At 34.7% G+C, this 24,301-nt stretch carries 20 protein-coding genes, 1 pseudogene and 1 riboswitch; of the genes and pseudogenes, 7 read left to right on the top strand and 14 right to left on the bottom strand.

Annotated elements, in window-relative coordinates:
- The first annotated feature begins 35 nt into the window (after positions 1-35).
- The 6 genes from AC1RNE_RS09570 to AC1RNE_RS09595 all read left to right on the top strand — a co-directional run bounded on the left by AC1RNE_RS09570 (position 36) and on the right by AC1RNE_RS09595 (position 8,917).
- Entirely contained in the window at positions 36-3,053 is a 3,018-nt protein-coding gene (locus AC1RNE_RS09570; RefSeq protein ID WP_492800767.1) for a PAS domain S-box protein, read from the top strand.
- Positions 3,040-3,426, top strand: a complete 387-nt coding sequence (locus AC1RNE_RS09575) for a response regulator (protein WP_492800768.1) — start codon at positions 3,040-3,042, stop codon at positions 3,424-3,426. Before AC1RNE_RS09570 ends, AC1RNE_RS09575 begins: the two co-directional genes overlap by 14 nt.
- A 108-nt stretch (positions 3,427-3,534) precedes the next feature.
- Positions 3,535-3,840, top strand: a riboswitch (cobalamin riboswitch).
- A gap of 110 nt (positions 3,841-3,950) precedes the next feature.
- A complete protein-coding gene (locus AC1RNE_RS09580) occupies positions 3,951-5,903 on the top strand; it encodes a TonB-dependent receptor plug domain-containing protein (RefSeq protein WP_492800769.1) in 1,953 nt (650 codons plus the stop codon).
- Between the two features lie 144 nt (positions 5,904-6,047).
- Positions 6,048-7,151: a YncE family protein gene (locus AC1RNE_RS09585; protein WP_492800770.1), complete on the top strand. Its 1,104-nt coding sequence runs from the start codon at positions 6,048-6,050 to the stop codon at positions 7,149-7,151.
- 88 nt (positions 7,152-7,239) lie between these two features.
- Entirely contained in the window at positions 7,240-7,833 is a 594-nt protein-coding gene (locus AC1RNE_RS09590; protein ID WP_492800771.1) for a DUF6580 family putative transport protein, read from the top strand.
- Positions 7,834-7,981: 148 nt separating this feature from the next.
- Positions 7,982-8,917: an ABC transporter substrate-binding protein gene (locus AC1RNE_RS09595; RefSeq protein WP_492800772.1), complete on the top strand. Its 936-nt coding sequence runs from the start codon at positions 7,982-7,984 to the stop codon at positions 8,915-8,917.
- Between the two features lie 102 nt (positions 8,918-9,019).
- Here the strand turns inward: AC1RNE_RS09595 and AC1RNE_RS09600 are convergent, their stop codons facing one another.
- Both AC1RNE_RS09600 and AC1RNE_RS09605 read right to left on the bottom strand, forming a co-directional pair.
- Positions 9,020-9,892: a glycosyltransferase family protein gene (locus AC1RNE_RS09600; protein WP_492800773.1), complete on the bottom strand. Its 873-nt coding sequence runs from the start codon at positions 9,890-9,892 to the stop codon at positions 9,020-9,022.
- A 4-nt stretch (positions 9,893-9,896) separates the two neighbouring features.
- Positions 9,897-10,877, bottom strand: coding sequence for a glycosyltransferase (locus AC1RNE_RS09605; protein ID WP_492800774.1), 981 nt, complete (start codon positions 10,875-10,877; stop codon positions 9,897-9,899).
- Positions 10,878-11,079: 202 nt separating this feature from the next.
- Here AC1RNE_RS09605 and AC1RNE_RS09610 point away from each other — a divergent pair, with 202 nt between their 5' ends.
- Positions 11,080-11,868, top strand: coding sequence for a glycosyltransferase (locus AC1RNE_RS09610; protein ID WP_492800775.1), 789 nt, complete (start codon positions 11,080-11,082; stop codon positions 11,866-11,868).
- A gap of 16 nt (positions 11,869-11,884) precedes the next feature.
- On the opposite strand, the pseudogene AC1RNE_RS09615 reads toward AC1RNE_RS09610, so the two are convergent.
- From AC1RNE_RS09615 to rplM, 12 genes and pseudogenes are all read right to left on the bottom strand, one after another.
- Positions 11,885-11,983, bottom strand: a pseudogene (locus AC1RNE_RS09615) (helix-turn-helix domain-containing protein); the annotation flags it as partial.
- A 42-nt stretch (positions 11,984-12,025) separates the two neighbouring features.
- Positions 12,026-12,877 (bottom strand): hypothetical protein, encoded by an 852-nt coding sequence (locus AC1RNE_RS09620; protein WP_492800776.1) that lies wholly within the window; start codon positions 12,875-12,877, stop codon positions 12,026-12,028.
- Between the two features lie 186 nt (positions 12,878-13,063).
- Positions 13,064-16,123, bottom strand: coding sequence for an AAA family ATPase (locus AC1RNE_RS09625; RefSeq protein ID WP_492800777.1), 3,060 nt, complete (start codon positions 16,121-16,123; stop codon positions 13,064-13,066).
- Positions 16,124-16,126: 3 nt separating this feature from the next.
- A complete protein-coding gene (sbcD, locus tag AC1RNE_RS09630; RefSeq protein ID WP_492800778.1) occupies positions 16,127-17,329 on the bottom strand; it encodes an exonuclease subunit SbcD in 1,203 nt (400 codons plus the stop codon).
- 182 nt (positions 17,330-17,511) lie between these two features.
- Complete coding sequence (locus AC1RNE_RS09635; protein ID WP_492800779.1) at positions 17,512-18,456, bottom strand: sporulation-delaying protein SdpB family protein; 945 nt, start codon at positions 18,454-18,456, stop codon at positions 17,512-17,514.
- A complete protein-coding gene (locus AC1RNE_RS09640; RefSeq protein WP_492800780.1) occupies positions 18,441-18,980 on the bottom strand; it encodes an SdpA family antimicrobial peptide system protein in 540 nt (179 codons plus the stop codon). The genes AC1RNE_RS09635 and AC1RNE_RS09640 overlap by 16 nt, the downstream gene beginning before the upstream one ends.
- Positions 18,977-20,023: a sporulation delaying protein family toxin gene (locus AC1RNE_RS09645; RefSeq protein ID WP_492800781.1), complete on the bottom strand. Its 1,047-nt coding sequence runs from the start codon at positions 20,021-20,023 to the stop codon at positions 18,977-18,979. The genes AC1RNE_RS09640 and AC1RNE_RS09645 overlap by 4 nt, the downstream gene beginning before the upstream one ends.
- 322 nt (positions 20,024-20,345) lie before the next feature.
- Positions 20,346-20,954 carry a PepSY-like domain-containing protein gene (locus tag AC1RNE_RS09650; RefSeq protein ID WP_492800782.1) on the bottom strand — a complete coding sequence of 203 codons (609 nt, stop codon included), beginning with the start codon at positions 20,952-20,954 and terminating at the stop codon, positions 20,346-20,348.
- 211 nt (positions 20,955-21,165) lie between these two features.
- Positions 21,166-21,999, bottom strand: a complete 834-nt coding sequence (gene tsf, locus AC1RNE_RS09655; RefSeq protein ID WP_492800783.1) for a translation elongation factor Ts — start codon at positions 21,997-21,999, stop codon at positions 21,166-21,168.
- Positions 22,000-22,221: 222 nt separating this feature from the next.
- Positions 22,222-23,025 carry a 30S ribosomal protein S2 gene (rpsB, locus tag AC1RNE_RS09660; protein WP_309915322.1) on the bottom strand — a complete coding sequence of 268 codons (804 nt, stop codon included), beginning with the start codon at positions 23,023-23,025 and terminating at the stop codon, positions 22,222-22,224.
- Positions 23,026-23,298: 273 nt separating this feature from the next.
- Positions 23,299-23,688 carry a 30S ribosomal protein S9 gene (gene rpsI, locus AC1RNE_RS09665; RefSeq protein WP_184129677.1) on the bottom strand — a complete coding sequence of 130 codons (390 nt, stop codon included), beginning with the start codon at positions 23,686-23,688 and terminating at the stop codon, positions 23,299-23,301.
- Between the two features lie 84 nt (positions 23,689-23,772).
- Positions 23,773-24,216, bottom strand: coding sequence for a 50S ribosomal protein L13 (rplM, locus tag AC1RNE_RS09670; RefSeq protein WP_184129674.1), 444 nt, complete (start codon positions 24,214-24,216; stop codon positions 23,773-23,775).
- Between the last annotated feature and the right edge of the window lie 85 nt (positions 24,217-24,301).

Raw genomic sequence — 24,301 nt, forward strand, 5'->3', positions numbered from 1 at the left:
TGCTTTTTTAGCGATTTTAAAATATCATAATATAAATGAGTAATCTGAAAGAAGAGTTATACGAACTAATAAAAAGTGATATCGCAATTTTTGACTTTATCCAAGAGTTTGCCTTGGATGGCTTTTGGTATTTGAATGTAGAGTCTCCTAATAACGGATGGATAAATACTAAGTTCTGGGCTACGCTCGGATATAAGGCTACAGATATACCGCTGGATTTAACTGCTTGGAAAACCATCATTTTCCCCGATGATTTAAAAGAATTAACCGACAACTTCTTACAACTTCAACATCATCAAACTCATCATCAACCTTATGACCAAGTTATAAGATTCAAACATAAAAATGATTCTACTGTCTGGCTTCACTGTAGGGCAATAGCCATTAAGAATGATAGCCCCCAAGACATTAAAATACTTTGTACTTATACAGATATTACTGAGTTAAAAAGAAAAGAGGAATTTCTGGAACGTTGTAATACTGCGGCAATGATAGGTTATTGGGAATTGGATTTACAGACCCAGAAACTGTATTGGAGTAAGACGACTAAATCAATACATGAGGTAGATGATGATTGTGAGCCCGATTTAACTACTGCTATTGATTATTATAAGGAAGGAGAAAATAGACAAAAAATAATAGAGGCAATAAATAATGCTATTAAAAACGGAGAAAAATATGATTTAACCTTACAAATAATTACGGCTAATAATCACCTAAAATGGGTCAGGAGTATCGGTAAAGTAGAGTTCTTGGACGGAAAGTGCGTTAGGCTGTTTGGTACTTTTCAAGATATTAATGCAGAGACATTAGCCAAAGAGGAAATACTTAAAGAAAAACAAAAGCTTCAAAGTGTTATTGAAGGTACTAATGTAGGTACGTGGGAATGGAATGTACAAACAGGAGAAACAGTTTATAATGAACGCTGGGCTGAGATTATTGGCTATACACTAGAGGAGTTGGCTCCAATAAGTCATGAGACATGGGAAAACCTAGTACACCCCGAAGACCTAAAGATTTCTAATCAAAAGATACTGGACTGTTTTGAAAAGAAAATAGAATTCTTCCGTTGTGAATGCAGGATGAAACACAAGGATGGGCATTGGGTTTGGATACACGATAAAGGTAAAGTAGTTACGTGGACAAGCGACGGGCAACCCTTGATGATGTATGGAACACATTCGGACATTAGCGAACAAAAGCAAATCGTTGAAAGAAATACGGTGTTTATTGAACATACCCCTACGGCCATAGCAATGTTTGATAGTAACTTAAAATATTTGGCAGTTTCTGAAAAATGGAGGGCTGATTATCGTTTAGAAGGCATCAACTTAATTGGAAAAACACATTATGAGATTTTTCCTGAAATAGGCGAAGATTGGAAAAATATTCATCTAGAATGCCTAAAGGGGAAATCTATCAAAAGAAACGAAGATAAATTTGTCAGAGAAGATGGCACTGTTCAATGGCTCAAATGGGAAGTAAAGCCGTGGTATAATGATAATAATACCATAGGTGGATTGATTATGTATACTGATGATATTACTGAGCAAAAGAAAACTGAACAGAGCCTTCTGGAAAAACATACTTTATTAGAAACAATTCTTGAAAGTATTGATGTAGGAATTGTAGCATGCGACCAAAACGGGGCTCTTACGCTGTTCAATAGTACGACCAAACGTTGGCATGGATTACCATTAGACGATGTTCCTCCATCTGAACTTTCAAAATATTATGGACTTTATGATTTAGAAGGAAACCCGCTGCTGACTGAAGAAATACCCCTTATCAAAACTTTAAGAGGCCATAAAGTAGAAAATCAAGAAATATTGATTTCTTCTATCAATGGCACTTCACACATTGTTTCTTCTTTTGGTGCTCAGCTCAGAGGGCCCAATAATGAATTATTTGGTGCAGTTGTTGCTATGCATGATGTAACAGAGCGAAAAAAGGCATTAGAGAAGCTGTTGATTAGTGAGGAATCTTTTAGAGGAAATTTTGAAAATGCTGCTATTGGCATGGCTTTACTAGAGCCAGACGGACGATGGTTGAAGGTAAATCAAACACTTTGTAATATTGTTGGTTATACAGAGAAAGAGTTGTTTTCATTAACTTTTCAGGATATTACTCATCCTGAAGACCTAGAAGCTGATTTACACTTACTTAATGAATTAGTAAATGGTGAGCGAGCATATTATCACATGCAAAAACGATATTTCCATAAGAAGGGAAATATTGTACATGTTATTTTGGCGGCTTCTTTAGCAAGAGATCAGGCTGGTAAACCATTATATTTTATTTCTCAAATAATAGATATTACGCAGCAAAAGAAGGCTGAGGCAGAAATTCAAGCTCTTTTGGATGTCACAAAAGACCAAAACGAAAGGCTGAAAAACTTTGCTCATATAGTTTCGCATAACCTACGGTCACATTCAGGGAATATTTCAATGATGATGGATATTTTATTGGAAGAATACCCGACCTTATTGGATAACGACTACATCACTTTATTAAAAGCTGCATCGACAAACCTTAAAGAAACTATCGTTCATTTAAATGAAGTAGTTTTGATGAATACCACCATTATTGACAATTTAAAGAGTGTTAATCTGTACAATGCGATAGAAAATGCTATTCAAAATGTTTCGGCTTTTGCAAAAGATTCAAACGTAAATATTAAAAATACTATCAGTATAGATGAACGAGTTTTGGCTGTTCCTGCTTATTTAGATAGTATCATTTTAAATTTTTTGACCAATTCAATAAAGTACAGCACAGAAGAGAGAGATAGTTATGTTAAATTATCGACCTTTATTGATAATGAATACGTTGTTTTAAAAGTAGAAGACAACGGACTGGGTATTGATTTAAAACGCCATGGTGCAAAATTATTTGGTATGTATAAGACATTTCATGCGCATAAAGATGCTCGTGGTATTGGTTTATTCATCACAAAGAACCAGATAGAAGCAATGGGAGGAAAAATAGAGGTGATAAGTGAAGTAAACAAAGGAACGACATTTAGTATATATTTTAAACATGAAAAAATTTAATATTGCTTGCATCATTGATGATGACCCGATTTTTATTTTTGGTACAAAAAGAATCATGCAACTTGCAAATTTTTGTGAAGGATTTTTAGTTTTTCACAACGGGAAAGAGGCATACGAGAGCTTGAGAGCGATTATCATTGGAGGAGGAAAACTTCCAGATTTAATTTTATTAGATTTGAATATGCCTATATGGGACGGTTGGCAGTTTTTAGATGAGTTTATCCAGATTCCTAATGAAAAAGCCACTACCATTTACATAGTAACAAGTTCGATAGACCCAGAGGATGTTAAAAAAGCAGAAGCCTACGAAATCGTTAGTAATTATTTGGTTAAGCCTATTAAGATGGAGGATCTCAAAAAATTAATGGAATAAACTAATTATCAAATAATTGATTTTCAAACATTTAATAATTCTCAAAAAACAACATTATATAGTTTAAATCTGATTTTTATATCATAGAAATAAATTTTCTACTACCTTTGCAACAGTTTATGGCGCATTAGGCTCGTTTCTATATGAGTTTAAGGCTTAATAGGGAATCAGGTTTTAAGTCCTGAACTGTCCCCGCAACTGTAAGTTTCAATACAATTATTACCATTCTTCGATAACCACTGGTTTTTTTAGTGACTAGTAATTGGTGAATAGTTATTAGCGATTAATAAGCAAAAAGCTAGGTCTTTTACAGCTTCTAATCACTAATTACCAATCACTAATAATTCACAAAACTGGGAAGGTCAAGGTAATGATGAAACAAGTCAGGAGACCTGCCATTAAATCATTCTTAATCGTTTGCTTACGGAGGATAAGCATCATTGAGCGTTCGATTATTTCTTTCAAACTTTCTTGGTCATTTTTTTCGGTTCATTTCCGTAGGTCAAGGCTTAACTATTCAGGTTATGTCTGCTATTTTTACGTATTTGTTACGTTGTAAGCCTATATTTTTGCTCATTGGGATATTTGTATCCTTAAATTGCTATGCCCAAGAAATTTCTACTAGACAGATTGATGAAGTAAAAGTAACAGGCTTTTCAAACGAGCATTTTATGGCTGGCTTGAAAGTTAAAAAAATCGATTCTACTACTTTAGCACGTTTTCAATACCAAACCTTAGCAGATTTCCTCCAATATCAATCGCCCATTACGTTCAAAAGTTATGGCAATGGTCAGTTAACTAGTATTTCTTTCAGAGGCACTTCTGCCATGCATACAGCCGTGCTTTGGAACGGTCTGAATATCAATAATCCTATGGCTGGGCAAACAGATTTTTCTACTGTGCCACTCTTAGGCTTTGACCAAATGGCTATCCAATACGGTTCGGCGGCTTCTTGTGTAGGTTCTGATGCTGTGGGTGGAAGTATCTTATTAGGTTCTGTTCCACAATGGAACAAGCAAGGAATAAATATTACTGTAGGCGGTCAATACGGAAGTTTTGATAATTATAATGGACAAATAGGGTTAAGATTTGTTCATCAGTTGAAGAAAGGCATACAGTTCTCAGGGAAAACTTTGCTTTATGGAAGTAAGTACAACAACCATTTTTCGGAAGAAGAAAGAACAGATAATGCAGGAAGGACATATCAGATTGAGCCTTCTGAAACGGCTCAAAAAGGCTTGATTCAAGATTTATATCTGAAACAACAGAACGGTAACTTACTCTCTTTGAATATTTGGTTGACCGACAATAAACTAAGTATTCAACCTGATATAATTGCATTCAGAGAAATTACCCAAACCAAGGCTTCTCGCTTTTTGTCTTCTTATCAATTCGGTAATACGAATGTAAAAATGGGCTTTGTAAAAGATATTATTGATTATGGCACGGGCGATTTTTCAGCACCTAGCCATTCTGAAACAGATCGCTACATTGCTCGTATTGAACATGAAATTAGCTATAAAAAAGCTAATTCTATATGGAATACTAATATCAGAATTGGTGGTGAGTTTGTACATTATGTAGCAAACGTTGATGGTTACGACGGACAAGGAGGTATCACCGAAAACCGTCAAGACGTATTTGCATTAATCCGTAATCAATTCACTGATAAGCTAACGGCTTCATTTAATCTTCGTCAAGCATTTTCTAATCGTTATCAAGCGCCCTTTACCCCCTCACTGGGTATTGAATACCTATTGCTTTCTGCCAAGAAAAGTCAAATAATAGTAACAGGTAATGTGGCGAGAAGTTATCGTTTACCTACGCTTAATGAGCGTTACTGGAAAACACTTGGTAACCCAAATATTCAACCAGAAAGTGGTTTCAATAAAGAAGTAGGCATTAATTGGAAACAAGTAATTTCTGAAGAGCTTAATACCTCACTAGGCGTGAATGCCTATCATAATTTAATTGATAATTGGACATACTGGAACCCTGACAATGCTTATCGTGTAGAAAATCTACAACAAGTATTAACAAAAGGGCTTGAAGTAACGGGCAATATAAAATACCTAAAAGGGAAAATGCTGGCAGGTATTACCACAACTTATGCTTATACGCATGTCTCTCAACAAAAAATGTATGCTGCGTATACAGAAGATATTATTGGTAAACAAATGATTTATGTACCCCTGCATACCGTTTCGGGGACTGCCTATGTAGGCAAAGGAAACTGGACATTAAATTTTCAAGGTTTGTATAACTCCGAACGTTATATCACTTTTGATCATTCAGGTCGCCCTTTCCCTCCTTATTTTATGTTGAACGCTACCATTTCAGGGAAAATTCAAGTAGGAAAAACACAAGCTAATTTGCTTTTTCAAATGAATAACCTAACTGATACTGTATATCCAAGTGTAAAGAAAAAAGCCATGCCTGGGCGAGGCTTTTCACTGGGGTTAGTTTTTAATATTTAGCTATCGATTGGCTTTCGGTAATAGGTCATCGGATGTCAGATATCGGCTGTCAGTATTAATACTTTCGCTTGAAAGCTGAAAGCCGACGACCGAAAGCTGAAGTCCAAAAAAAATATTTTTTTCAATTTTTAATCCATTAAAACAATGCAATTTAATTCTATTATCGTTCGCTCATTAGTGGCAAGCACGTTGTTCTTGTCATTAAATGCTTGTAATTCAACCTCTGATCCTGAACCTTCTCAACCTTATGATACTGGTGTTTTTGTAGTAAATAGAGGTAATTTCTTTGATAACAATGGCTCTATTACTTTGATAAATCCAACTACTAAAGTTACTAGTTTTGATATTTTCCAGAAAGAAAATACAAATGCTGTGGCTGGGGGTGTAGCTGATTATGCTGAGGTAGATGACAAAGGATTAATCTTGGTAGATAATTCGACTGCTGGCAAAGACTATATTCAAATCGTAAATGCTCGTACGTTTAAGGCTGTAGCTAAAATAGATTCTAACATCGTTGAAAACCCACGTTATGTTGTAAAAGCGGGTACAAACAAAGCGTATGTTTCTTGTTGGGATGCTTTTAATGCAGATTACTCTTATAAAGCAGGCTATATTTTAGTAATTAACCTGACGACAAACAAAATTACCAAGAAAATTATGGTTCAGCCTGGTGCTGAAAAATTGCTAGTTGTTGGCAATGAGGTAGTAGTTGCTTCAACTGGTTACAGTGGTTCAAGTAATATCACAGTGATTAATACTCAAACAGACGCTGTTTCACAAACAGTAACAATAGGCTATGAACCAAAATTGATTGGTGCAGATGCTAATGGAAAAATATGGTTTGAAGCCGACGGTAAATTTGTGAAGTTCAACCTAAGTACTAAAGCCGTAGAAAGTCGTATTGCTTTTGCTACAGCTAGTACCCTTAATCAATCGGCTGGAAGTTTCTCTTTCAATAAAGACAAAAATGTTATTTTCTTTGTTTACTCTTACTACGACTATGCTACTAATAAAAGTAAAGGAGAAACTTATAGCTTTAATATTAACGATGCTAGTATTGCTACAACAAAGCCATTCATCAATAAATTATTCACAGGTTTAAATACAGACCCATCAACGGGTAATATTTATGCAGGGTTTGCTCCTTCGCTTAAGCAAGCTGGTTATGTATTCAGGTACCAATCAAATGGAACATTGATTGATTCTTTGAAAGCTGAAATCGGACCAGAAGGATTTATTTTCAAGTAATTCAGCTTTGATTTATCAAAGCTATATATCATTTTCAGATTGGTCAACTTTTAAAAAATTGACCAATCTATTATACAAATATCCACTTATGAAACAAACTATCAACCCTCGCTTTTTAACTTTGCTCTGCTTCATTCTAGCCATTGCCTTGTTAAGAATTGCCAATTCGGCACAGCTTACACCTGTTGCTAACTATACCCCACTGGGTGCTATGGGGCTTTTTGGTGGAGCATATTTTACTAGTCGTTGGAAGGCATTTGCATTTCCTCTTCTTACGATATTAGTAAGCGATATTGTAATCAATAAGGTGATTTTTCAAGGTAAATATGGAATGATGTACGAAGGTTGGTACTGGATTTATGGCATCTTCGCCATCATTGTATTATTTGGCAGAATAATCCTTCAGAAAATCAATGTGCAGAATATTTTATTAGCCGCTGTGATTGCTTCGATTTCGCATTGGGTTTTAGCTGATTTAACCGTTTGGATTGGTGGAGGTACAGATTTGAGAACAAATCTACCGCTAACACGTGATTGGGCAGGCTTACAACAATGTCTTATACAAGGTTTTCCATTTATGAAAAACTTTTTGGTAGGAACACTTGCCTACTCATCTTTGCTTTTTGGCAGTTTTGAATTGTTACAAGTACGTTTTCCAAGCTTGGCAAAAGCTCAAGCTTGAGGCTTTCAGTCTTCGGACTTCGGCTATCTTCTATCTTTTTGAATTTTTATTTAAGGATAAGCTTCTAAAAGCTATTACCTCTAATTTATTCTTTATCAGGTAATTGCTGACTTCTAATCACTAAATTACCAATCACAAATCACTCATTATGAAAGTCGTCTCTTTTCTTCCAGCCGCAACGCAAATGATTTACGACATGGGTTTGCAAGACTTACTCTATGGCGTAACTTTTGAATGTCCGCCAACATCCAGAACTGAAAATGAAATCATTGTGCGTTGTGTGCTAGAAGGAAAAGATTACTCAAGTACTGAAATTGATAAAATTTTTTCAGCGTCTAAAGCGCAAGGGAAAAGCTTGTATTATGTAGAGGAAGATAAATTACAAGCCATTGCTCCCGATGTAGTAATTACGCAGGATGTTTGTGAAGTATGCCAGATTGATACAAAATGTACGCAAGCGGTGATAGATAATCTTGAAAAAACACCTCAGATTGTTACGCTGACTCCACAAAGCTTAGAAGATGTTTTTCAGACCGTCATTACTATTGCTACAGCTTTAGGCAGAGAAGAAGCTGCGTATCAACACTTGGCAAATCTGCAAAAAAGAATTGATAATGTTATCGACAAACTCAGAGAACACAGGGCTTTACCCAAAAGAGTAATGCTGTTGGAATGGATAGAACCCATTTATAATTGTGGACACTGGATTCCTCATCAAATTGCTTATGCAGGTGGAGTAGATATGTTAAGTAATCCATCGGGAGATAGTATTGTAACCCAGTGGGAAAAAATATTGAAGTACGGCCCCGAAGTATTAATCATCGCTCCTTGCGGTTTTGATACGCAAAGAAGTATAGAAGAATTGCATTTATTAACGATAAAAAGCGGTTGGGAAAACCTACGGGCAGTTCAAAACAAAGCTGTTTATGTGCTTGATTATGATTTATTTACCCAGCCCAGTGCATCGACCTTAGTAAATGGTATTGAAATTTTGGCAACTTTATTTCATCCTACACTTTTTACAATTCCCCAACACCTAGTTCATAAAGTTTACCCTATTTTTAATCAAACTCTAGTTACATAATTTTTGAATTATGTTTCTTCATCTAAGAAAATTCCCTCTAATCTATCAAAAGTCTGGAACGAAAGTTTCAGGCTTTTTTTATGGTCTATTCCTTATAAATCTTCACAGCAATTTATAATTTCTATACTCTCCTATTCTATAGCCTGTCAGTTTCTCAACTGCCATCTTTAATTTATTTTTGAATGATAATTTTTTCTCATGAATATCATAATCAAACATCCAATTTACACTATCTATACGTGCTTGCATCACTTTTGGATGAGTTCCTTCAAAGAGTGTCAAAGAATCTATTTCAGAGTAGTCAAATTCCTCTAATACTTCCTTTATTTTATCCACATCTTGTCCTTCTCCCCAAAAATTAATCGAGCTTTTCATCTTTTCACGCTGTATTTCTGGTGGTTTTACCCAACCATAATGGTAGATATAGGCATCAATTAATTTTACTTTTAATTTCTGATTATCAAGCGTTCTGAAACCCTGTGCATCTTTATATGAATGTACTTTACCTGTATTTCTTATCACTCTGATTTCTCGTCGATACCAACGATGTGCATTACCAACATAACAGTATGAACCATAAAAATGTGTATAATTAAACAATAGTCCTTCTACTTGAGGTCTGTTCAAATTATCTTCCATGGCTTGTTTAATAATATGCAGGTATTTTTCATGTACTACTTCATCTCCTTGAATATAAAAGCACCAATCAGCATCAGGCGACACAGCAGCTAACGCTTTGTCTGTTTCAACGGCAAGTACTTGCCCACCTTTGCGAAGCGAATCATCCCAAACGGTTTCTATTATTTTTATTTTTGGCGAATCAATACTTTGTATCAATGCTAATGTGGCATCTTCTGAATTTCCCACGGCTACTATTACTTCATCGCAAATTGGTAAGATTGAAGTAATGGCTTCCACCACGGGATAATCAAATTTTATAGCATTCCTAACAAAAGTAAATCCAGATATTTTCATAACGTTATTCAGAAAAAGGCAAAAATTTTGGATAGTTCTCCAAAGCCTTTGGTATTTGCGAATTAAGTGGTTTTCCAGCTAAAACTGTTTCATAATAAGTAATATACTTCTCAGTCATGGCCTTAGCCGAAAATACATCTTGAGCATATTCATGACAAAGTTTAGGCGAAAAATGGTCAACATTTTTGAGTTGTTCTACCAATTCATGCTTATGATTTGACAGAAAGCCTACCTCTGGATGAATCAATTCTGGTAATGACCCATAAGTGGTACCAAACACCGCTGAACCCATATAAAGGCTCTCAACAATAGCCAAACCAAATGGCTCATGCCATAAAACTGGGAAAAGCAATGCCTTAGATTGATTCAATATTTGTAGTTTTTCTTGTCCACCTATCATTCCATGAAACCGTACATTGAGGTCGGGCGTAAAGCGAAAGCCCATTTTAAAATTTAAGCGACTGCCACCCATAACCACTAATTTATGGTGACTCCGTTTGGCAATTTCAATCGCTCCTTTTACATTTTTTATACGCCAAGCGGCTTTTGCTAAAAAATGAAGATGTTTTCGTGGAAGGTTAAAATCGGGTTTTCCATATTCATCAAAGTCGATTCCATTATATACAAATGCTTCTCCACCGTGGCGTTCTGCGTGATTTCTGGATACAAAAACTGTATTCTGATGTAAAGAATCTAATTGAGAGCTGTTTCCATGCTGCGTAACAACAAAAGGTTTTCTGATATATTCTTGTGGTTTTTGGTTGAGATGAACCACATCAATATCATCAGGAATTTGCTCATCTAATGGTTGATTTTCATTAAAGGGAATAATGTTAGCAAAAGATGATTGGGAACCTTCTTTCACTAAAAAAGTGACTTTATGCCCTAATAAACTAAGGTATTTTCCAAGCCACCAAACTACTCGTTCTGTTCCACCATATTGATTTACAGGAAGTATCGCATTATGTTGAAGAAGTATATTCATAATATATTGTTTCTACAAAAGCCGTTGTAGAAACAAAATTTAAAAAATTTCAAGATTGTTTTCTTAAGAAAAAATCATACTTAATACCACAAATTTAAGGTATTGTCTGTGTAGTTTGACTATACTCAAAGAAATAACCGTAATTTTGAGGCTTTAATTGAAAATCATTCCATTTTAAAGATAGAAGTTTATGCGTTGCTCAGTGAATATCGCTTTTTACAATAAAATTGATCATCTAAAACTCATTTTGGCAGCATTAGAACGCCAAACTGTTAAAGATTTTGAAGTGATTATTTCAGATGATGGTTCTCGTGAAGAAGTGGTTAAGCAAATCAAAGAAATTCAAAAGCATTCATCACTCCATATCAATCATCTTTGGCAAGAAGATAATGGCTGGCAAAAAAATATCATGCTAAATAAAGCAGTGATGAGTGCGAAATCTGATTACATTATTTTTATTGATGGTGATTGTATTCCTGATGATAGATTTGTGGAAGCTCACTTGGAAGCTAAAGAAAAAGGTTTTGCACTATCAGGAAGAAGAGTATATTTATCAGATAAAATTTCTAAAAAACTTACCCCTGAAAGCATCAAAAAAGGATATTTCAAAAAGAATTTTCTGTATTTATTATTATCAGGTGAAACACGTCATGGGGAAAAAATGCTTTATGCAAGAGTCCCATTTTTTGCTAGAATGATTAACAATAAGCACCGCGATATTTTAGGCTGTAATTTTTCAATCCATAAAGAAGATTTGCTAAGCATTAATGGTTTTGATGAGCGTTTCCTTTGGCCTGGTGTTGGCGAAGATTTAGATGTTTATAGAAGACTTCGTCAAATTGGCAAATCAACAAAATCTGTAGCTTCCTCGGCTTTAGTTTACCATCTGCATCATAAAGAAACTAAAATCCCACAAGAAACTTGGGATTTACAGAAAGTAACACAAGCAGAAACAGATCCATTTACTCCATTTGGAATTGTAAAAAAATAAAACTTAGGGTAGTTTTTTACCCAATAAAAAAATCAATAGGTTTCTCAAAAAAAATAGCTATTTTGATTAATTCAGCAATTGATGGTTCTATCCTATTATTCTCTATTTTAGGTAAGTATGATTGCGAAAATCAGATTTATATCAGCACAAAATCTTTTTACTTCTTGAACAACAATGAAAAGTGTCTCAAGTATCGTTTTAGATTAATTCGTTTTACAGAAACACGTTGCTGTACACTGATTGCTGTGAAGTCCCAATTTTTTACAATCTCTATGTCTTGGTCAAGTGGGCGTACACACAGCAAAGACTCTTGTAAAAAACGATTTATTACTGCATTCCACTCTATATTATTCCTATTATAATGTCCAATATTTTCACTCGCTGACTTTACATTTCCAAATTCAGCCATCGCTACTGATAAGGCAAACTGTTCAATTAGCTTTTTATTTACTTTAGCCAAAAGCATATTATCACAGATAATCAATGCTAGTTTCACTATATTCATTCCTATTTTACTAGGTAACCCTACTACACTAGCATTCCACATATAATGGTCTGGACTAATGACTATTCCTCCAAAAGATTTTTTACCTACTTGCTTCCACATTATTCTTTCGGTTTTGCTCTTGAGGCTAGACAGTTTTCCTTCATTCAAATGCATCAATGGATTATCCAAGGTCATTTTTATTTCTTTAATATCTGAATACAAAAAGGTGTCTGTATCCACATAAAGCACATCTTCATGCGGGTGAATCGAGCAGATATATTCAATGGCTTTGATTTTTACTCTTAAAAAAAATCTATATTCTCCTTCCCATTCTTCTAATAATCCTTTACTAATTTCTACAATATTTACTCGCTCGGCTACACGCTGATAGAACCTTGGTGCATCAGTCAAAATATAAATTCTATCGGAATTATCCATCTGCCCTAGAAACGAGCAAATAGAAAAGTAAGCTTGCGTATGGTTTCGCTGCTCTTCACCAAAAACCAAGTATAAAATATTCATAACTAATTAAGATTACTCAGGATGCTTTTTACAAAAGACTTCAAATGATATTTCTCTTTAATTTCTTCTGCTATGGGTTGATAAGGCATTTTGAAGAATACTCTTGGATTTTAATGAAACATTGGATAAAATCAGTCTTTATGCTATTTTTATATAAATTGAATGCGTATTTAAGTTTACAAAAAGCTAACTTTTTATTTCTATTTTACTAAACCCTCTATTGTTTCTCTCCAATTTTATTTGGGTTGAAATTCTTTCTTTGATTGATTCTACGTGCGAAATAATCCCTATATTCTTTTGTCCCTCTTGCTGTAGTTTTTCTAAAGTACTCAACGCTAAATCAAGCGTTTCAGGGTCGAGGGTACCAAAACCTTCATCAATAAAAAGGCTTTCAAGTTTTACATTCTTAGAGGCCAAATCCGACAAAGCTAATGCTAACGATAAACTTACCATAAAGGTCTCTCCACCCGAAAGTGTTTTTACTGAACGACGCTCATTTCCCATATACTGGTCAACAATCATCAACTCATCATCCTCATTTTCAGTGGGTTTGTCCAATAAGTACCTATCTGAAAGCTCTGCTAATCTTCGATTAGATAAAGCCACCAGTCTGGCTAATGTCAAGCCTTGTGCAAATGTACTAAATTTTTTCCCTTCTGCATCTCCAATATATCGGTTTAATAATTCCCACTTCAAATTAGATTTTTCTAAGAACGCAATTTCTTGTGTTAAAACAGACACTTCGTTGAGAAGTGTGTTCTGAGACTGTATTTTTACCCTTAAATCTACCACTTCATCAGCCACTGCTTTTCGCTGTTCTTGCAAAATTTTACTAAATTCAAAAAGTTCTTCCAAGCTTATTCTTGGGTTATCTTCTTGTTGTTTTAGTGCAAATTCTATTTTTTTACTCTTCAATTCATTTTCTAAAACGGTTATTTTTGTCCTAAGTTTTTCTTGCTCTTCACGCAAATTTTTGCTTTGTTCTACAGAAAGTAATTGTTTTTGAGCTTCTTCTATATTGGCAAAACCCAAGTTTTTCAATGCCTTCAACAACTCATGCTGTAATTCTTTTACCGCTTCGCTCTTTTCTTTAATTTCTATGCGAAGTTGTTGAATTACTTGCTGATTAGCACTGATTTTTGTTTGTAATTCCGAGAATTGTTGCTGGAGTATATCACAATCATTATTGATATTCTTGCCCGCATATAAACCTTTAATGGTGTCAAGAAGGGTATTTTTTTGTTCTTGAAAGCTCTTTGTTTCTTTAATAATTTTGTGTAAAGTCCTTAAATCTTCTAATACTTTAGCCGACTTTATCAATAAATTCAAGGCTTCTGTTTGTCCTTCTTTCAGCTTTATTTGGTCTTGCACCCACGCTCTATTCCCTACTTTATCTAACTGTAAGTTCTGTTTTATATCAGTTATTTCTACATGTTTTTCCGTTAGCTTATCCTGAAATCCTTGTTTTTTTTGCTGTTCTTTTATTTCTATTTGTCGTGCAGAAGCTATTTGCGTTGTCAAGACGTTCACTTCATTACTTAATTCTTTTTCTGCTATTTTCTGAGCTTTTAAGTCTTGGTCTATCTCTATATAATTATTAGCATAGTGACTCAGAAAAGGATGTTCTAAGGAGCCACAAAGCGGACAAGCTTCGTCTTTTTTCAATAACGTAGCTCTATCTTTTTCAAAATTGTAAGACTTCCCCAAACGTTCTTTTTCAGCTTCTAACTGCTCTATTTTCTTAATGAGATTAGTTAGTGAAATTTGTTTTTTTTCAAGAATAAGCGTATTCGAATTTTGACTTTCAAGCTGGTTTTTTTCTTCTTTTTCAGCTTCATTAAAAAGCGTCTTTAGATTACTATACTCACTAATCAATTGGTTAAGTTGATGGTATAATTTCACCTCAAACTCTAACCGATATCCTTTTTCTTCTATTTCTTCGGGTGATGAAATCTCAGCGATTTCATACCATTTTTCCATCTGTACTTTCTGTGATTGAGCAACAGATTGAATAAGTACTAAAGAACTATCAGTCAATTGATTGACTGATAAACTACTTAATTGCGGAATTCTCAAAAAGGATATTGACTCATTAATTTGCTGTTGTTTAGCTTTCAATGTTCCTTCTTGTTCGCTCAATTCACGCATCAATTCCGTTACTTTTCTACGATATTCTAGTAATAGTTCGCGTGCATTTTCTGCTCCTACTTCTTGTTTAGTCAGTTCTGCAATGGCTTCCAGATTTCGTTTAAATGCGTCCTGATTATTAAGTAAATCCTTCGCTTGGGTTTCTTGTCTATTTTGAAGATTTCCAAGTTCTCTTTCATCATTTTTTACTTGGGCAATCTGCTCTCTGAAAGGCTCAACCAATTCGTGTTGCTGTAATATTGGTAGTTTCTCCGTTTCAAATAGCTGCCAAATAGCTTCTGTCGTAACAAAGTCTTTTTCCTTCTGAATTATTTCTTGATTGATTATTGCTAAGGCATTTTTTACTCGAATACTTTCTGATGTTTTTTCAATATTTTCACTCGCCTGACTAATCAATAATTCTTTTTCAACTAAGTTTTTTTCCCAGTTTTCAGCAATTTCTTTGGCAACTAATTTATCTGAAACACTTTTTATTTGATTACGCTTAAGCTTTAATTCCCCACCTTTTTCATTATTAATTTCAAAAGCTTTTTTACCTAACAAGCGATAAATTTGCATGCCAGTGATATCTTCTAGCAATTTTCCCCGCTCGTCTTTCCCCGACTTTAAGAACTTTGAAAACTCACCTTGTGAAAGCAAAATTGATTTCACAAATTGATCATAATTCAATCCTATTAGGCTTTGATTTTTATCGGGTACATCTGTTTTTTTATTGGTAATAATCTGGTCTTTGGCTTTATCGATTAGCTCCATCCCATAATCATTCAGATTATTGTTTCGATTGACATTTATCCACCATTTAGACACATATACTCCCGACTTACAAACATATTCTACTTCAACAACACATTCTTTTTCCCCACGAGTAAGAATTGACCCTCCCGACCCCACTAAGTCTTTAGAAATCTTTTTATCAAATCTTGGCACTCGGTTAAATAATGCCAAAGTGATGGCATCAAGCAAGGTAGATTTCCCTGCTCCCGTTGGCCCAACAATGGCAAAAAGCCCTGCTGTTGATAGTGGACTTGCCGTAAAATCAATACTATGCTCTCCTTTAAAAGAGTTGATATTTTTTAAATATATTTTATTGATTTTCATCGCCTAATTCTCCTCCTTAACTTTTTGTAATAGTTCCGTAAAAGCCTCCATCAATAAAGCCTGATGTTCTTCTGAAAGTCCACTTTCTTTTTCCAATCTTCTTTTCAAAATCTCAGTTTCATTGATATCATCAATGTGTTCTCCTTCATAAAAAAGCTCGTGGGTACTTTGCACTTCATTTTTAAACGTAATTCTATGTTTCAGCACAATGGCATTGTCGTCTTCAAAAACGGCTATGATGTCATTCAACTCTCTTGTTAAAAGCGGGTTGTGCAATTCTTCAATTACTTCTATTTCTAAAAATGCTTTTAAAAGGCATTCATTTTGAAAACTACTCAGTTGACTTTTCACCTTTTCAAAATCACCACTTATTTTCTTTAATAACCTGTTTTTAGGAATAAGGATATCTTCTATCCGCGTGATTTTACGATTAGTTACTTCCAATTCGGTGATAATCTTCAAATCATTTTTTTCACTAAAACTTAAAGCAATCGGCGACCCTGAATAACGAATATGTTCTTTCCCTGATACTCTTTGTGGTCTATGGATATGTCCTAATGCTACATAATCAAGTAGTTCAGAAAAATCACTTCCTTCAAAAGAAGCCAGATTACCTATCTGGATTTCCCGTTCAGATTCAGAACTGATAGAACCATTGGCATATAAATGCCCCATAGCAATAACAGGCAACCCCGGAAAACGTTCCTGACATATATTTGCTAATTGGTCATAATGATTTTTAATACCATTTCGCACTGCCTCAATGCGTCCTGAAGGTGTTTCTCCCTCTACTGGCTGACGCAAATCAGCATCTCGTAAATAAGGAATAGCACAGACAATAACGTCTTTCAAATCGATTATTTGGTCTTCAATATTAGGTGTAATACCACCAATCACAATAACATCCAACATCGCCAGAATATCCTTTGGTGCATTCAGCATCGACACAGAATCATGGTTACCCCCTGTAATAATGATTTTACATTTCTGTACAATCATTTGTCGTAAAAACCAATAATATAGCATTCTGGCTTCGGCAGGAGGATTGGCAAGGTCAAAAATATCCCCAGCAATCAATAAGACATCAATCTCTCGTTCTTGGATAGTGGTTATTAGCCATTCCAAAAACAGTTTATGGTCTTCGTGAAGGTCGTATTTATGGAGTTTTTTACCCAAATGCCAATCGGCAGTATGCATAATTTTCATGGAATGTCATTCTATTTAAAAGAATGCAAAAATACGCCTCTTAATTGAATTATAGCTTAAAAATCAATAGGCTTTACAAAAGCATAAACCCCACCCTATTGAAATACTCAATATGATGGGGTTTATAAAAATCTGTTTGCCTAAAAAGTAGCTCTTCGTGCTTGGTTACTTAGCACTATTATTCACGGTAAACTTTGTGAATTGCTGAATTTAAATAATCTAAACACACTGATTTTACTAATTTTAAATGAAAAATCATGCTCAAAAGGTCGTAAAAATAAAATTAACGCACCAATCATGATTAAAGCAAAGCTTACTAAGCCATGTACAAACCCTATTAAGACATGAAATAATATTCCTAAGAATAATACCGTACCTCTATTACTTTTACTCATAAATAATCCTGCAAAAAGTAAAAACTCTAAAATAATTACCCACCAATTGATAATCGTTAATGACAACGGATTTTGTAACAATGGTAATACGATAGGTTTAAGCCAATTCGCCATTCCAAACATTGGGTCTGTGAACCAATAATATAGCGCTGTTCCGTTTTGCCATTCTAACACACTACATTTTCCGACAGCCGAATGTAAATAAATCACGGCTACTTGTATCCTTATCAAATCATAAAAAATAGAAGCTACTAAGTTCTTATATCTATATTTAGCACTCCCATCGACATTCTCAGCAGTGTCCCAATGCCACAAACGACTGTCTGTTAAAGTAATCGGAATTAATAAAAAACTAATCACGGTAGCGGCGTGTTCTCCGCCATCTACCAGTGGGGCAGATGAAATCAAGCTATAATTTATCCACCAATGTAGCACACCCATTATTCTGGGTCTCCAACCGATTGTTACTACAAACAAGATGATAATGCTAATCCATCTTGCTAATTCAAGGTTATTGGATAATAAGCAAAAAAGACTAATTTTTCCACTTAATCCATTACACATCGGTATATCATCAACGCCTAATATCGGTCTGAATAGCGTACTTACATCATTCATTAATAAGGTAAGTAAAACACTCAACGCAATAAGCGACCTGCCTAAGCCATAAACATTGCTCCAAATATTTAGGTTTAGTTTTCTTTCGATTTGATTATCTATTTCTTGCCACATATCACTTTTAGGATTACATATTTAGCTGGCATCTCTTCACTTTTTTTAAGTTCAGACCATGCCCAAGGAACGGGAGAATAACTTACTATTGCGATTGTATCTTTCAAAATAGGCATTGGAGAGATATTTCTAACCTCTATTATTTTGGTCGTATCTTTTTTGATACAATCAACAAAATTTCCCTTACAATGCTGCCAGTCGTTTTCAGATGGCTGAGGAATAATCATAGCCATTTCAACAGATTGAGCTCTTACAAGTCTATTTAATCCAAATGAGTTACCCGGTTTTGAAAGTGGGGTAAGTGGATTTTGTATCCACTTACCATTTTCTTTATAATAAATTATCACTTCATCTTCTTTAGGATTACGGGTAAAAAATGCCCATCCTTCGGGTAAAAAAGACTGGAAAGTACTTGTCACCTCGCTATTGTAAATCGACAATGGATTATGGGGCAAAGAAATTGTCATTGTCAGAATCACAAACATCACTACAAATAGTTGCCCCACGATATATAAGGCTCTCATATTCTGAATTGATATTGTTTAGTGATTGATTTCACTAACTGCTCTTGAAATAAAACCTCTTTCCCAAAAAGGTCTGATGGCATAGGGGTATTATCAATGGCAAACAACACAACATTTACCGCTACTGCTATATTAACCGCTTCGTGCACATTCACATTTTGATTGATGTTTACATTCTGGTTCACATTGACATTCTTGTTTTCATTCACATTTTCGTTCACGTTAAACCAACTGCCTGCTCCAATATCTGCTAATCTGTTAAAATTGATGTCTATGTTTCTATTAAAATTGAGATTTTGAAGACGATTGAGATTTCTGTCAAGCTGTAAGTTTAAGTTTTTATTGGTATTCAAATTGAAATTGATGTCTCTATCAAAATTCAAATCAAAGTTTCTGTTTTTATTCACAGCCAACATACTATTTGTATTCGGTCCTGGAAATAAATTCACCATTCTGTTCTGATTAATCTGGAGATTGGTAACCCTATTGGTCATAAGTCCTTTTAATAATCTACCTTCAGGGTCTGGCACATTAAGAAGTTCTTTTAACTTAGCAAAATCAGATACTTCAGCCAATTCTCTTAATTTCTTTTTATCTTCTTTCGAATAAAGACTATCTATTAGCTCGGGGTTTCTTTTTAAAATAAGCAAAGGCATCAGCGTACTTGTAGAGCCAAGTATCTTCTCGCCTGCATATTTTAATGCTGTTTGAACCAAAACGGGGTCTCCACTTTGTACCATTGCTCTGAATTCCTCGAAAAACTCGGGAGATTGCTTCTTAATATCTGCGATGACAAATTCCTTGTATTTATCATACGTTTTCTTTTGAGCAGCGTTAAACTTATCAATCCCAGCATAATCTCGAATCTTTTTCAATTCAGGAATATTCACACTCGCGTCTCCTTCGATAAACATAATATCAGAAAAGAGTTTAGCTCCATCCACTTTGGTGGCATTGGAGTTTCCTTTGTTTTCACAACCGCTAACTATGGCAAGCGATGTGACTAGCGCCCAATAAAGCACTATAGATTTGATTGTTTTCATCATTTAATTGATTTAGATAATGTTGTTTAGCAATAATTACTAGGCATAAAATTGTACATTAATGAATTGAGAACAACCTGAAAATTATTGAGCGGTATCTAAATTTATTTAACGGTACATTATTTCGAATAAATTATTACGCTTTTAATACTTTTATTCATCCTTAATAATTTTAAAATAATAATTTTAGATGTACTCTTTAAGTATAAAATCATGATTTGGTTGTTGAATGACCATAAAAAACAGAAGAGGCTTCCATTGCTGAAAGCCTCTTCTGTCGAATTATTTATTCTTCTTATAGAAATTGTATCTTACTAAAATCCTAGTGTTTTTTAAGTTTCACAATTTTATGTAGTGGCGTTTCCAACGCTTGTTTGAACGCACCAGTCGCATCAAATAAAAGTACTTTACGGTTTGTTCCATCACTAATTGCTACATAAATGTTACCATCTGCATCTTTACCAGCACGTTTTATAGTATAACCTGCGTAAGTAGTAGTAACATAACTTGTTAGCGTAGTTGGCAAAGTAGTAATATCTACTTCCGTTAATTTCGCTTTTCTAGCATAATGTTGTAACGCTTTTACAAATACACCATTGGCATCAAACAATAGCCCTGTTTCAACATTATTTAAAGAAATACCTACTACATACTGTCCTTGTGCATCCTTACCTGCAAACTTAATACTTGCTCCCGCATAATTAGTAGAAATATAAGTAGTAATAGTAGCTGGCAAAGCCGCTGGGTCAATACTAGTGATATTTCCTTTACATTTTTGTTTAGTTACCGTATCAGTCACAGCTGCCGTACGGGCAGCAGATACTTCTAAAGCTGAATAATTATCATCCGAAGCCGATAAATCATCTTGCTTTGAACAACTCGCTAACATGACACCAATAAAAGCTGTCATTAGAAACATTAATTTTTTCATTGTGTAATGGTATTTAAGTTTAAATTAATTTGATCTTAACAACTACATAGACAGCCCTATTTTCATAAGCGTTGCATAGCAGGTAAAAATACTTATTATTCTACTTAAATATAATCTTATTATGAAAAAACATAATTATATTAAAATTATAGCAACAAAAAAGGCTTCCATTACTGAAAGCCTTTTTTTAATATTATTACTCGAAAGTAAATTATGCTAAAGCAATACGTTTGAAAGTACTGATAGTTAATCCTTTTTGAGTTTGCTCTAACAATTGTTTGATATTGATAGAGTTATCTTTTACAAATTGTTGGTTCAACAAAGTGTTTTCTTTGTAGAATTTCTCCAATTTACCTGTTGCAATTTTTTCTAACATTGCTTCTGGTTTTCCTTCTTGACGAGCTTGGTCTTTACCGATTTCGATTTCACGTTCGATAGTAGCTGCATCAACTCCGTCTTTATCCAAAGCAACTGGCTTCATTGCAGTGATTTGCATAGCGATATCTTTACCAACTTCAGCAACATCAGTTCCTGTTACGTTTGTAAATGCTACTAAAACACCAATTTTGTTGTTAGAGTGTACATAAGAAACCACTTTATCAGCAGTGATGTTTTCATAACCAGCTACATTGATTTTCTCACCAATTTTACCAGTCAATTCAACCATTGCTTCTTGAGCGTTACGTCCGTCAGCTAAAGTAGAAGCTAATAAAGCATCTTTATCTGCTGCATCTGTAGCAACTGCTGCTGCCAATAAAGCCGCAGCTAATTCATTGAAATCTGCTACTTTAGAAACTGGTTCAGTTTCGCAAGCTAAAGCAACTAATTTACCATTTGTTCCGTCTGCGCTGATTGCAACTAATACTACACCTTCGTTAGTAGCGTTGTCTGCACGTTTAGCTGCCACTTTTTGGCCAGCTTTGCGAAGAATATCAATAGCGGCTTCAAAATCACCACCTGCTTCAGTAAGGGCTTTCTTACAATCCATCATGCCCGCACCGGTCATTTGTCTTAACTTATTAACGTCTGCTGCTGAAATAGCCATCGTTTTATTGATTTTAGATTTTGGATTTACGGATTGCTAAATTGAACTGGCTTTTATTACGTTAAAATCGCAATCCGCATTCGCTAATTCAATGTTAATTTTTAAAGGAACAGCCCATAGAATTCCATGGGCTGCTTCAATTTTGATAAATTATAATGATAAAGTTATGACAAAAAGATAGTTCCTATGGCTTTCTCAGATTATCATATCTTCAAATTATTATTAATCTTCTTTCTCGTATTTAGCCGCAACTTTCGCTGCTTCTTTAGCTGCCTCTTCGTCAGCTAAACGTTTCGCTTCTTCCTCCTCTGCTAAACGAGCATCATCTTTATCTTGTTTACGCTCCATTAAGCCTTCTTCGATAGCTTTACCAATTGCTAAAGTAATCAAAGCGATTGATTTGTAAGCATCATCATTAGCTGGTACTGGATAGTCAACTAAATCAGGGTTCGAGTTAGTATCGCACATTGCGAAAACTGGAATACCTAATCTTTTTGCTTCTGCTACTGCAATGTGTTCACGCTTAACGTCAACTACGAAAAGAGCTGCTGGTAAACGAGTAAGGTCAGTGATACCGCCTAATACTCTTTCCATTTTCTCTTTATCACGAGACATCATCAAACGCTCACGTTTTGCTAAAGCTTTTACTGTTACTTCGTCTTTCAATAATCTGTCGATAGTCGACATTTTTTTGATTGATTTACGTACAGTAGCGAAGTTTGTAAGCATACCACCTAACCAACGGTCAGTTACGTAAGGCATTTTCAAACGACGAGCTTCTTCAGAAACAATTTCTTGCGCTTGTTTCTTTGTAGCAACAAACATTACTTTACGACCTGAACGAACTACCGCTTTGATAGCAGTACAAGCTTCGTCTAAACAAGCTAAAGTTTTGTTCAAATCAAGAATGTGGATACCATTCTTCTCCATAAAGATGTATGGAGCCATTCTTGGATCCCACTTACGTGTCATGTGTCCAAAGTGAACACCAGCATCCAAAAGGTTTTTGTATTCTAATTGTGCCATTTTCTGACAGTCATCAGCCTTTGTGATTTGAAAATTTGGGGATTTGAAAATTTGAAGATGCTTTGCATTTCAACCTTCTAATCATTTAATTTTCTTCATTTTTAAGTACTGAATAACCAATTTTTTAAATGAAAAAATATGAAAAATATATCACTAACACATCGGTCACTGTAAGTATTAGTGAAGGAATAATTTAAAAACTTAGCAATTTGAAAATCAAGAAATATTGTTTCCCAATTTTCAAATTGCCAGATTTCCAAATTACAACGAATATTAACGTTTCGAGAACTGGAATTTACGACGAGCTTTCTTACGACCTGGTTTCTTACGTTCTACCATACGAGGGTCACGCGTTAAGAATCCTTCTTTTTTCAAAGCTGGACGACGCTCAGGATCAATTTCTTGTAAAGCACGAGAAATAGCTAAACGAAGCGCTTCTGCTTGTCCTTTGATTCCACCGCCATCAAGATTTGCTTTGATATCATAAGAACCTTCAGTCTTAGTCAATGCAAATGGTTGATTAACGATAATTTGTAAAATTTCAGATGGAAAGTACTCATTCAAAGCACGACCATTCACAAGAATAGTACCGTTACCTGGAGTCATATAAAGACGGGCAACAGCTGTTTTTCTTCTTCCTAATGTATTAGTTACTTCTGCCATTTTTTTATAGAGAAGTTATCAGTTATCTGTTAATGGTTAATTCGTAAAGACGAATAACGGATAACGAATAACAAATAACGATTATTAGAATTTAATTTCAGTTGGTTGTTGAGCTGCGTGTGGATGTTCTGTACCTGCATATACATACAAGTTAGTGAACAAACGGCTTCCCAAACGGTTTTTAGGCAACATACCTTTAACGGCAGCTTCTACAACTCCTCTTGGGTTTTTCGCTAACACTTCTCTTGGCGTTGCAAAACGCTGTCCACCTGGATACCCTGTGTGACGGATGTAAACTTTATCAGTCATTTTCTTGCCAGTAAAACGAATTTTATCAGCATTAATAACGATAACGTTATCACCACAATCAACATGCGGAGTGAAAGAAGGCTTGTGCTTTCCACGTAAAATTTTTGCAATTTCAGAAGTCAAACGACCTACAATCTGATTTTCTGCATCTACAATAACCCATCCCTTTTCTGTGGTAGCCTTGTTGGCTGAGATGGTTTTATAACTTAAAGTATCCACTTTATTAAGATTTTAAAAGTCCTAAATGTTTTCTCAAAGAAAGCACCTTTGCCAAAAGGTGTTACAAAAAATATATTCACGGTGG

Source organism: Arcicella sp. GW822-FHT02H01 (assembly GCF_058802005.1).